This window comes from Christiangramia oceanisediminis, from assembly GCF_022570735.2.
Taxonomy (GTDB): domain Bacteria; phylum Bacteroidota; class Bacteroidia; order Flavobacteriales; family Flavobacteriaceae; genus Christiangramia; species Christiangramia oceanisediminis.
The window spans coordinates 896096-908252 of the sequence record NZ_JANCNS010000002.1 but is presented as its reverse complement, the minus strand read 5'-3'; the positions used below and the strand labels follow the sequence as shown (position 1 = coordinate 908252).

Genomic DNA, 12157 nt, shown 5'->3' with positions numbered 1-12157 from the left:
TGAACGGCAAGATATTTAATAGTAAATTGGGTTGTCATTATATAGTTTAATCACCCTCACTTAGTGAAAAGCTTCCATCACCATTAAAGGAAGAAAGAGTTATTTTCACTGACCAGATTCCCGAAGTTCCACTAGATGTTACACCCGAAAAAGAATCGGATTCCATCGCACCGCTTAAAGATCTATCTAAAACAACATTGCCATTTGAATCTTTAACCTCTATTTCAAATAATCCATTTCTTGAAGAAGTAATATCAGCATTATAATCGGCTGTGTTTAGAGAATTTTGCCAAAAAAATGTCCGTGTTGCACTACCACCGTTCCCAGTAAAATCACCATCAACATCTCCAAAAAAATCATCTCCATCATCGAAAAGAACTGTTCCGTTGACAGTTAATTCCACGGATTGAGTTGAACTATCGTCATCAGAACTACAATTAATATTTATTGCAAGTAAAGTTGAAAATAGAATTAAAAAAGCTGATTTGAAAATATTATTTTTAACATGAGTAGAAATTTAAAGCTTTAAACTAAAACGTTTATTATAAAACAATATTATTATTTTTAATCTGGAATTATTTAGATCTAAAGAAATACAATTTGTACAACAAAGAACTAAGGTAAAATCCAAGTACTTTTAAGCTAATTTCTACATATAATTTTCCTGGTAATAAGTTCCTGATTTAGCAATGGCAAATGCCTGTTAAAGGAGTTTGTTACACACGGCTATTAGTGCCAGTTTCTTACTCTTTCCTATCTCTTTGATTCGCTCATAGATCTCTATATAAGCTCTATAAGACTTACAAGCAAAAAAGCTACAAGAATTTTTGGGAAAATATAAAAAGCTCAAAAAGTATTTACACCTAAGAGGATGAAAATTCCCCCTCTTCACGAAATTCATATTAATAGAGAATTAAGAAATATCGAAAATAATTTTGAAAGTTTTTTCAGTAAAATTGAAATTATTTGTGATCACAAATCTTTAATTTTGGTATCCTGCGATCTGTTAAATTTTAGATTATTTAAATTTAATATGCTAAAAATCTTTCGGATGGTTAGATGTCGAGGGTTTTAGTTTTAGCTACTTGCAGTACATCAAATTAGATTTCAATAGTTTTTCAGATGAACCAGTAAACTTTTTTGTTTGATACAAAAAGGGAAATAATAAATAGTTTATAATTAAAACCAATCAATTAATATTATGAAATTTTCAATTAAAATTGGGCTAATCCCTCTGGCAATTTTGTTATTTATCTCTTGTGTAGATAATAAAGGGAAACAGTCAGTGGAGATAAATACTCCTGAAGAAGTTAAAGAAGCTGAAAAGAAAACCGCAGATGTCGCAGACCAGGATTTTATTGATGGTATGACCGGTAAAATATGGCATAATTATCTGGAAATGAAAATAGCATTGACTAATAGCGATGCCGGTCAGGTTCAGGATGTTGCCAAAAGTATGGAAGAATCATTCACTCAAGAAAGAGCAGAAATGAAATCTTTAGCCGGGGAGATTGCCAGCACAGATGATCTTGAGAAACAGCGCGAGCTATTTTCAAAATTTACTGAAAAAGCAGGGCCTATGTTTGAAGAAGCGCTTTCAGGTGGAACCATTTATAAGAAGTTCTGCCCTATGGCATTTAATAATCAGGGTGCCTACTGGTACGCCGATGTTTCTGAGATTAAGAACCCATATTTCGGTGAAAAAATGCTGAAATGTGGATCTGTAAGAAAAACCATTGAAAAGTAGTTTTTATCATACTAACCAATAACCAAAAAAATGAATTCAGAAGAGAACAATAATAAGAACATGAAAGGAAACAATTATGGCAAATTCTTTCTTATGTTGGGATTATCCTTTGTAGCTATGTATATCACAATGTATTTGAATACTTATGAATTTGACCATGTTTACTTTAGTCTAACCCGTTTTTACATGACCTGTTTAGGGATTGCCGCTATGGCCGTTATAATGCTATCCCTTATGTTGAACATGTACAACAATAAGAAAAAGAATATCGCCATTTATATAGGAAGCCTTGTACTATTTATAAGTGCCCTGGGTCTCGTAAGAGCGCAGAGACCCATTATTGGTGATGTTCTGTATATGAAGGCAATGATACCACACCATTCCATTGCTGTTTTAACCAGTAAAAGAGCTGATCTAAAAGATCCCGAGACTAAAAAACTGGCCGAAGAAATTATTGAAGCACAGAAAAGGGAGATCGCTCAAATGAAGAAAATAATATATCGTCTGGAAAATCAGGACTAATAAATAGAAGAGAGGGGATTCCCTCTCTTTTTTATCATATGCAAAATGAAAATGAAGAATTATATACTCTTACTCATAGTTTTAATAGGAATGACGGCACGAGCTCAGAGAGAGCTAGAGGCCTCGGTGGAAGGAAATGTGAATGAGCTTCCGGTACGAGAATACCATTTAACGATTAATCAGGAAAAAGTAAATAAAGCGGGTAAAGAAGTCATGGGGATGACGGTGAATGGAGGGATCCCCGGGCCCACCCTGGAATTTACCGAGGGAGAATATGCTGTGATCTATGTTGAAAATAAAATGGATGTGGAAACATCTATTCACTGGCATGGAATGTTGCTCCCTAATTATTTTGATGGAGTTCCTTATTTAACTACTCCGCCTATTAAGCCCGGCACTACTTTTAAGTATGAATTTGAGATAAAGCAAAATGGAACCTATTGGTATCACTCCCATACAATGTTGCAGGAACAAAGCGGTGTTTTTGGGTCTCTTTTAATTAATCCAAAGGAAAAAGAACTGGAGTATGATAAAGATCTGGTACTGGTATTATCAGACTGGACCAATGAAAAGCCAAAGGATGTTCTTAGATTTCTGAAAAGAGGAACTGAATGGTATAATATTAAAAAAGGTACTGCGACCCCGCTCAACCAGGTAATAAAGCGTGGAGCCTTTGGTGCCCAATTAGATTTTTGGAGACAACGTATGGAGGGCGCTGACATTGCAGATATATATTATCCCGCCTTCCTGATTAACGGAGAAGAAAAAATTGAATATCCTGAATTTAAACCTGGAGAAAAAGTAAGGTTGCGAATTATTGATGGTTCAGCCTCTACCTCGTTCTGGATGACATTTGGAGGCGAGACGCCGACATTGGTTTCTGCTGATGGAAAAAATGTAGTTCCGGTGAAACGCAATAAAACCTTTATAGGGGTTGCCGAAACCTATGATTTTATTGTGGAGATTCCTGAAGACAGAAAGCTGGAGTTTAAAATAATGGCCCAGGACGGTTCAGGCACCGCTTCAGCATTTCTTGGACGGGGAGAAGTATTGCCTGCGCCAGAAGTCGCCCGGCCAGATAAGATTGGAATGATGCAGAAAATGGCAAAAATGAAGATGAAAATGGGTGCTCCGGCTTTGCAATCCCGGCCTAATCACCCCGAACCATATGAACTTAAGGAGAAATGGGGCATGCAGATGGATGATATGAACATGGAGGGAATGAATCATAGTGAAATGCAGATGGAAAATGAGACTAAGAAGATGCAAACGAACGACTCTAAGATGAATCATTCAACAATGCAGATGGCGAAAGATTCTTCAATGAAAAAAATGGATCATTCAATGAATCATTCTAATATGAAAAAGGAGAACGAACCTATGAGAATGGCAGGAATGGAAAAGGAGGGCATGAAGGGTATGGATATGTTTTCAGAATATAATTATGATTATTTGAAAGCTACTGAAAAAACCGATTTCAATGATAGTATACCAGTAAGGAATGTATTATTGAACCTTACAGGAAATATGAACCGATATATTTGGAGTTTAAACGGGGTGCCGCTTTCCGAAGCCGATAAAATAAAAATAGAGGGGGATGAGGTGACGCGAATAACATTTAATAACCTTACGATGATGCACCACCCAATGCATCTCCACGGGCATTTCTTTAGGGTGATCAATAAAAATGGTGAGTATTCTCCATTGAAGCACACGGTAAATGTGCCCCCAATGCAAGAGGTTACCATCGAATTTTATGGAAATGAATACGGCGACTGGTTTTTTCATTGTCATATTCTTTATCATATGGATGCCGGAATGGCCAGGATCGTAAGTTATGATACCCAAAGGAATGAACGTATGAAACCCTTCCCTGTAAGTAATTTGATAAGGGAAACAAATAAATTCTATACCTGGGGGATGCTGGATGCAGCGTCACATATGACAGAGTTGAATGTGGTAAGCTCTAATATTAGGAATCAATTTACAGCATTGGCAGAATATGGTTGGAATGAGAACCTGGAGGCTGAATTTTCTTATGAATATTATATCAATGACTGGGTGCGACTATTTGGAGGGATTAATGTTGAGAATGAAATGGAGAACAGTATGGACGAGCTTAGTACCACTGCCATTGGAGGAATAAGATATTTTACTCCCTATATGTTTCAAATGGATGTGAGACTGGATAGTAAATTAAGACCACAAATAAGCCTGGCCCGGGAGATTATGATCTTTCCAAGATTAGCCGTTTTCGGGGAGTATGAATTTCAGGCAGATTTTGGCTGGGTAGACGAACTTGAACCCGGGAAAGATTTTGAAAATGAGCAAACCTGGAGCGCAGGCCTGGAGTATTTCTTAAGTAAAAACTTTTCATTAATGGGTAGCTATGATAATCGTTTTGGTGCCGGAGGTGGATTATCTCTACGGTTTTAGCCAAAGTTTCAGGGGAATATCTATTGATGATGAACCTGCAGGGTCTTTTGGAATAGGACAGTATTTTGATTATTTAATTTAATTGGTTGAAAAATAGAATGTTTGTTTCAATAAGATCCTGCTCTTTAATTTTAAAAAATACTTAATATGAAAAATCGTATCTTTTTAATTCTATTAGTGCTGAATATTAGCTTAATTTCTGCACAGCATAGTCACGATGAAAATACGGCACACGATTATGACAGTATAACTAGTTCTTCAATTTCAAAGGAGACTGAAACACAGGTTGAACAACATGGAGAGGCTGATGAAGCTATAACCCCGGAGCTTTCGGGTCTTGACCAGGAAGTAAAGGCTAGTTTAGATTCTTTCCCTAACCTACATCCTCTAATCGTACACTTTCCAATAGTACTACTTCTATTAGGAGCAATTTTACAGCTTATTCAGTTGTTTGTGATTAAACGAAATTTGGACTGGGTAATTTTGCTGTGTACAGGAGTTGGATTTATTGGAGCCTACATCGCTGGAGTATATGCCCATCCACATGCTCATGATCTTACAGAAACAGCAAAGAAAGTATTAGAGCAACATGATATCTATGCAGAGTGGACGATTTATTCAAGTGCCCTTGCTTCAATATTAAAGCTAGGTAGTCTTTTTCTTATAAAAAGGAATAGAATTTTCGAAATAGTTACGGCATTGGTTCTGGTTTTTTCGGCTTATTCTGTATCTGAAGCGGGACATTACGGAGCACAATTAGTTTATCTTGAAGGTGTGGGACCACAGGGAAAATTTCTTGAATCAAAATCAGCGCCCGGTGAAACCAGTGAAGGACATTCTCATTAAAATAAAAGTATGATAAGAATATAATTATAAGTTTTTTGATGCTTCCCATTAGGAAACCAGGTATGTGGCGGGTATTTTTTATTAATTTCAATCTATTTGTTCCGGATAATAGATTACATACAGAATTCCGATAATATTTTGCGGAACTATCCAATCCATGGGAGATTTACCAATTAAATGGAAAAAGCAATGTCATTTACTCCAAGAAACTTTTTTCTTAATTAGATACAAAAAGAGATTATTTATTAAAGAGTAGCTATCCTCAATAAAAAGAGGCCTTTTAGTACTGAATAATCTTATGAGAGTGCCGGTGGGGTGGCCAATTTAATAGTTTGAATATGACCTATAAGGACAGAAATACTTTAGATTTTTCAATTACCATTAAAATAATTTTTCTGTCTGTTATTAATATATCAAAGAAATATTACCAAATATGGATTTTTATTTTATTGTAGGCGTAATCCTATACTTTGCAATAGTTCTAGATATACTACAAACCACCTTATCTATGCAAGGTGGTGGTTGGATTACTAGCAAATTTTCACATCATTTCTGGAAATTTTTTCTTGCGATTTCGGGCAGGAACGGAAAATCAAAAGTCCTGGCCCACACCGGATATTTTCTGCTAATATTTATTGTTTTAATTTGGGTACTAATTTTATGGGCAAGTCTGATTCTAATTCTTTCAGCTTATCCAGGATCTATTTTAGATAGTACTACGCAAATGCCGACTAATATTTGGCAGAAGGTCTACTATAGTGGATTTACAATATCTACGTTGGGAATGGGTGATTTTGTTCCTTCAACAAATGTATGGAGAATAATTACCAGTATATATTCATTCACAGGACTAATCCTTCTCACCATGTCTGTAACTTATTTCATTCCTGTATTATCTGCGGTTATAGATCAACGTAAACTTGGAATTAAACTAAGCACTCTAGGCAGCAGTCCAGAAGAAATAGTGATTAACGGTTGGAATGGCAAGGATTTTAATTGCCTGCTTCGTAAAATAGACAACATATCAGATTTAATTATTAAATATAGTCAGCAGCATCGTGCCTATCCTGTAATCCATTATTTTCATAATGTAAAAGAGAAAAATGCAATTATTCTTCAATTGGCAAAGTTATACGAAGCACTATCAATTCTATCAGTTCACGTCAAAGAAGAAATAAGACCAGAGGAAAATGATTTAAAGCCTTTGGTAATTGCTTTCGAAAATTATTTTGAAGTTCTTGCTGAAGTCACACATATAAGTACTGGCAAATCTGTGCCCCCATTACCAGGTAGAAATAAGCTTATTGAAAAACAGCTAGTACTGGATTTACAGAATTATGACTTTTCTGAGGATGTTAATCTGAATAGGAAAATTTTTAAAACACTCGTTCATCAGGACGGGTGGGATTGGAAGCAGGTAGTTACATAGAATTCTTAATTGTACTGCACCAATTGGTATTTGAGTGGGTGAATAGATACCGAAACCTATAATAAAATTGTGACACATAGTTTAATAAACTAATTCTAGAGACTAAATTTTACATTTGATAACATAATCAATTATTAAAAGAAAGCCAGCCTATTGCAGAATAGCTTGAAAAAGAATGACTAAGGTCAGGTAGGATTATAAAAATTTGGTGGTAGAAAAACTGTAGGTTTTTCGAATAAGGATTAATAAAGCGCATTTTCATAAATTTCTTTGAGAAAATATAACATGCAGGTATAAATTAAAAGCAGTTGTTTCAATCTAGAAAATTCCACAATGTTTTTACAGAAAGATTTCTGTCTGTTCCCCCCTGCTTTTGGAGTAGAGGAAGAAACATTGGTCGATTTTCACAATGTTCCCGATAATTCTAAAGCAAACTAAATTTCTGCGGCATTTCTCGATAAAGTTTATTTCAGGAATTTTTTACTGATCAAATAAATTTTGTCCTTTCCCTTGGCATCCGCCAAAAAAATAACCAGCATGTATTTTCGATCTCAATTTCAGCTAAGCCTTAATAACCCTGTGTTACAAATGTTACTGTAGCTACAAAAGCATAAAGTTAATTTCGTGGTCGATTAAAAAATTGATAAATGGAATTACTTGAAATTTTTGGTTATGTAAGTTCTCTTATTATAGGGATCTCACTTGGTTTAATAGGTGGCGGTGGTTCTATTCTCGCAGTACCAGTACTGGCATATCTTTTTTCAATGGGAGAGAGGGTGGCTACCGCGTATTCATTATTTATCGTTGGGGCCAGTGCCCTGGTAGGTGGTATCCAGCAACATTCCAAAGGCTATGTAGACTGGAAAACGGCAGTGATTTTCGGTATTCCTGCGGTTATAGGTGTCACCATTGTTAGGCATTATGTGGTTCCGGCTTTACCTGAAACATTGTTCTTTATTCAAGATTTTGAATTTACCAGAAGGATGGCCATGTTCGGGTTATTTGCCGTGCTTATGATACCCGCTGCTTTTTCCATGTTGCGAAAAAAGTCTCCTGATGCAGACCAGGAGAAGAATAAAAAGGTGAAATATAATTATCCGCTAATTCTGGTTGAAGGTTTGATTGTAGGAGCTATTACAGGAATGATTGGAGCCGGTGGAGGCTTTCTTATTATTCCCGCTTTAGTCATTTTGGCAAACATTGAAATGAAGACTGCGGTGGGAACTTCGCTCATTATAATTGCTTTTAAATCTCTACTGGGCTTCTTTTTGGGAGATGCCATAACCATGGAAATAGACTGGGTATTCCTAGGTATAATTACGGCCCTTTCTTTTACGGGGATTTTTATAGGCTCCTATTTAAGCAATTATATTAATGGAGCCCGTTTAAAAAAAGGTTTCGGTTACTTTATATTCCTTATGGCCGGATTCATTTTCTACATGGAATTCTTCGTTAAAAATTAGATAACAATTCAAATTAAAAATAAATGGAAAATTTAAATACAGATGATTTTGCTCATAAAATCAAACAGGATAAAAATGCTGTGATCATAGATGTGCGAACCCCCAAAGAATGGAAAGATGGTATAATACCTAATGCGAGATTAATTAATCTATTTGAGCCCGTCACTTTCCAAAGGGAGATAACAGGTTTGGATAAAGATAGAAATTATTATATATACTGTCGTAGTGGAAACAGAAGTGGGCAGGCTTGTAAAATTATGGAATCCAAAGGTTTTAAAACTTATAATCTTAGTGGTGGTATTATGCAATGGAATAAAGAACTCTCTAAACCGGTATTCTAGATTTATTTTAATATAATGAACGATAAAACTAAGGAATTCTGGGAAAATAGATATAGTGAACGGGAGTATGCCTATGGGGAACAACCAAATGATTTCTTTCAAAATGAACTAGAGAAATTAAAACCAGCGTCTATCCTTCTACCTGCCGAGGGAGAAGGACGAAATGCTGTTTTTGCTTCCAAACAGGCTTGGGATGTGATTGCATTTGATCTCAGTACTATGGCAAAAATCAAAGCTTTCAGTCTTGCAAAAAAGAATGAAGTGGATATAAGTTTTAAGGTTTCTTCTGTATTGGATTTCCAAAGTGATAGAAAATTTGATGTGATAGCCCTTATTTATGCTCATTTTGACGCCGATATAAGGATTAAAAGCCACCAGCACTTAATTAATCTTTTAAAGCCCGGTGGAGTTTTAATTTTTGAAGCATTCTCAAAAAAACAATTAGGTTACAAATCCGGCGGACCGAAAGATTTAAAGATGCTATTTTCCATTGATGAGATGAAAAGTGAATTTTCAGGTTTAACAATCCAATATCTTGAAGAGCTACGAATAAACCAGAAGGAAGGAAAATATCATCAGGGCAAAAGCAGCGTTATTCGTATGGTTGGAAAAAATCTGACATAGCGATTCAGGCACGTAACAATTGTTACTGTAGGTTTCAATTGTATTTGGCAATTTTACAGTAGAAATTTAAAATATAATTTATGAAGATAAAACAGTTTAAAGATGATCCATTATCACATTTTTCTTATGCTCTGGTAAGCAATGGAGAAATGGCTTTAATTGATCCCGCCAGAAATCCAATCCAGTATTATAAGTATGCTGAAGAAGAAAATGCTAAAATTGTAGCTGTCATGGAAACACACCCACATGCCGATTTTGTAAGCGGCCATCTTCAGATACATAAAGAAACGGGAGCCACTATTTATATCAGTGAAAAAGTTGGGGTAAACTATCCCCATCAGGCTTTTGATGAAGGGGATAGTGTTGCCATAGGAGATGTTACCATCAAACCAATATTCACCCCGGGACATTCTCCGGATAGTTTGACCTTCTATGCTTTTGACAATAAGGAACATATCTTATTTACGGGAGATACGTTATTTATCGGGGATGTGGGGCGTCCGGATTTAAGGGAAAAAGCCGGCAATACGAAAGCAAAGCGTAAAGAGCTTGCTCAAATGATGTATCAGTCTATTCAAAATAAATTCGATGATCTGCCAGATGAGGCTATAATTTATCCTGCTCACGGTGCAGGTTCGTTGTGTGGTAAGAATATGAGTGACGCCAATAGCAGTACTTTAGGCAATGAACGTATGGGTAATTGGGCTTTTATAAAGCAAACCGAAGAAGAATTTGTTTCTGAGATTTTAAAGGATCAACCATTTATACCCTCTTATTTTGGTTTCAACGTAGACCTTAATCGGGAAGGTGCAGAAAATGTCCAGGCTGCTAAATATCGAGCACCAATACATTTAAATGTTGAAAATATTGAAGATGAATTTCTTGTAGTAGATACCAGGGATGAACAGATTTATAAAAAGAGTCATCTTCCCTATAGTATTAATATCATGGCGCGGAGTGAAAGCGACAAGTTTGAAACCTGGCTTGGAGCTATTATTGAACCTGAAGAACAATTTTATTTAGTACTAGAAACAATTGATAAACTGGATGAAATCCTTGAAAGGGTTGCAAAAATTGGTTACGAAAAACAATTAAAAGGAATTTTTACTTTATCTGATAAGATTACAAATTCTTCGGAAAAATTTGATGTGGCAACTTTCGATGAAAATAAAGAAAACTATACGATTGTAGATATTCGTAATGATGCTGAAGTTTCTGAGGCTAAGATCTTTGAAAATTCTTATCATATCCCTTTAAACGAATTACGAGAAAGTATAGGAGCCCTTCCTAAAGATAAACCCCTTGTGGTGCATTGTGCCGGAGGATATCGTAGTGCTGCCGGCAGCAGTATTTTAGAAAGTGAAATTGAGGAAGTTGCGGTTTATGATTTAAGCGAGGATGTAAAAAAATATAAATCCTAGTGAGCCAAAAACTTGGCTTAAAGGAAAATTGGAAACAGTTTTCCTTACTGGTTTTAATAAATGCCTTTGTTGGTGGAATGGTGGGACTGGAGAGAAGTATCTTCCCCCAATACGCCCAGGAAATTTTTGGTATAGAATCTAATACTGCGATTCTATCGTTTATAACGGCCTTTGGTATTACCAAGGCCGTTACTAATTTAATGACCGGAAGATTTGCCAACAGGTTTGGCAGAAAACCTTTGTTGGTTTTCGGCTGGCTGTTTGCCATTCCTATCCCTTTTATTTTAATGTATGCAACATCCTGGAATTGGGTGATTTTTGCTAATATTCTTTTAGGGATTAACCAGGGTTTAACCTGGAGTAGTACGGTAGTCATGAAAATTGATCTGGTAGGCGAGAAGGTTCGTGGGCTGGCGATGGGGCTAAACGAGTTCTCGGGTTACCTTGCCGTAGGGATAATTGCGTTTTTATCTGGCTATGTTGCAAATAAGTATGGGATCACACCTTATCCTTTTTACATTGGAATAGGGATCTCTGTGGTGGGTTTAATAATGAGTTATCTTTTTATAAAAGATACCAGGACATTTGTAACGATAGAAAAGGTTAGTAATAGTACTTCTCCCTTAAAAAATGTTTTTTTAGATACTACTTTCCGAAACAGGACTTTGAGCTCTGTTACCCAGGCAGGACTGGTTAATAATTTGAACGACGGAATGATTTGGGGATTGTTACCCATTATTCTTTTGCAGGCAGATTATGATTCAAAATCCATTGGTATCATTACGGCAGTTTACCCTACCGCATGGGGGATAGGTCAATTATTTACCGGTAGAATGTCTGATATTTACTCAAAAAAAGGATTGCTTTTCTGGGGAATGTTATTACAGGGAATCGCAATCCTCATTCTACCATTTACAGAAGATTTTTTCTTTATGGTGGCTATTGCTTTTATTTTAGGATTAGGTACGGCACTGGTGTATCCAACCTTCTTATCTGCTATCGCCACGGCAACCAATCCCACCCAACGGGCTGAAAGTATTGGCGCATTTAGATTTTGGCGTGATTCGGGTTATGCCATTGGAGCGATCCTATCAGGAATTATTGCTGACCTGTTTGGCGTTTCATTTGCAATTATTTCAATTGCTTTAATAACCATATGTTCAGCAGGAATAATTAAATTAAGAATGCCTGAAAAAATAAATTCTGAACCGTAGGCAGGCTATGTATTCTAAATCGATACGACGTGAAAATTTTAAATTTTAGAGTTCTATTGCAGTATGTAACAAAGGTTACCGAGTATGCACTGCCTATTCAATATATTCGCCTAA

Annotated in this window: 11 protein-coding genes and 1 pseudogene; 10 read left to right on the top strand and 2 right to left on the bottom strand. The window is 36.0% G+C overall.

The features are described from left to right. Positions 1-46: 46 nt before the first annotated feature. Both MKO06_RS11590 and MKO06_RS11585 read right to left on the bottom strand, forming a co-directional pair. A complete protein-coding gene (locus MKO06_RS11590) occupies positions 47-403 on the bottom strand; it encodes a hypothetical protein (protein ID WP_241551312.1) in 357 nt (118 codons plus the stop codon). Between the two features lie 303 nt (positions 404-706). Beyond that, positions 707-820 (bottom strand): annotated as a pseudogene (locus MKO06_RS11585) (IS110 family transposase); the annotation flags it as partial. Between the two features lie 381 nt (positions 821-1201). Between MKO06_RS11585 and MKO06_RS11580 the strand changes: the two are divergent. From MKO06_RS11580 to MKO06_RS11535, 10 genes are all read left to right on the top strand, one after another. Then, complete coding sequence (locus tag MKO06_RS11580; protein WP_241551311.1) at positions 1202-1747, top strand: DUF3347 domain-containing protein; 546 nt, start codon at positions 1202-1204, stop codon at positions 1745-1747. A gap of 30 nt (positions 1748-1777) precedes the next feature. Continuing rightward, positions 1778-2269 carry a DUF305 domain-containing protein gene (locus MKO06_RS11575; protein ID WP_241551310.1) on the top strand — a complete coding sequence of 164 codons (492 nt, stop codon included), beginning with the start codon at positions 1778-1780 and terminating at the stop codon, positions 2267-2269. A 45-nt stretch (positions 2270-2314) separates the two neighbouring features. After that, positions 2315-4705 (top strand): multicopper oxidase domain-containing protein, encoded by a 2391-nt coding sequence (locus tag MKO06_RS11570; protein WP_241551309.1) that lies wholly within the window; start codon positions 2315-2317, stop codon positions 4703-4705. A 147-nt stretch (positions 4706-4852) separates the two neighbouring features. Beyond that, entirely contained in the window at positions 4853-5551 is a 699-nt protein-coding gene (locus MKO06_RS11565; RefSeq protein ID WP_241551308.1) for a DUF2231 domain-containing protein, read from the top strand. A gap of 433 nt (positions 5552-5984) precedes the next feature. Beyond that, complete coding sequence (locus tag MKO06_RS11560; protein WP_241551307.1) at positions 5985-6980, top strand: potassium channel family protein; 996 nt, start codon at positions 5985-5987, stop codon at positions 6978-6980. A 647-nt stretch (positions 6981-7627) separates the two neighbouring features. Continuing rightward, positions 7628-8443, top strand: coding sequence for a sulfite exporter TauE/SafE family protein (locus MKO06_RS11555; RefSeq protein WP_241551306.1), 816 nt, complete (start codon positions 7628-7630; stop codon positions 8441-8443). 23 nt (positions 8444-8466) lie between these two features. Next, positions 8467-8784: a rhodanese-like domain-containing protein gene (locus MKO06_RS11550; protein WP_241551305.1), complete on the top strand. Its 318-nt coding sequence runs from the start codon at positions 8467-8469 to the stop codon at positions 8782-8784. 15 nt (positions 8785-8799) lie between these two features. Next, complete coding sequence (locus MKO06_RS11545) at positions 8800-9408, top strand: class I SAM-dependent methyltransferase (protein WP_241551304.1); 609 nt, start codon at positions 8800-8802, stop codon at positions 9406-9408. 80 nt (positions 9409-9488) lie between these two features. Continuing rightward, positions 9489-10829 (top strand): MBL fold metallo-hydrolase, encoded by a 1341-nt coding sequence (locus tag MKO06_RS11540; protein ID WP_241551303.1) that lies wholly within the window; start codon positions 9489-9491, stop codon positions 10827-10829. Next, positions 10829-12043, top strand: coding sequence for an MFS transporter (locus MKO06_RS11535; protein WP_256946180.1), 1215 nt, complete (start codon positions 10829-10831; stop codon positions 12041-12043). The genes MKO06_RS11540 and MKO06_RS11535 overlap by 1 nt, the downstream gene beginning before the upstream one ends. The last annotated feature ends 114 nt before the right edge of the window (positions 12044-12157 follow it).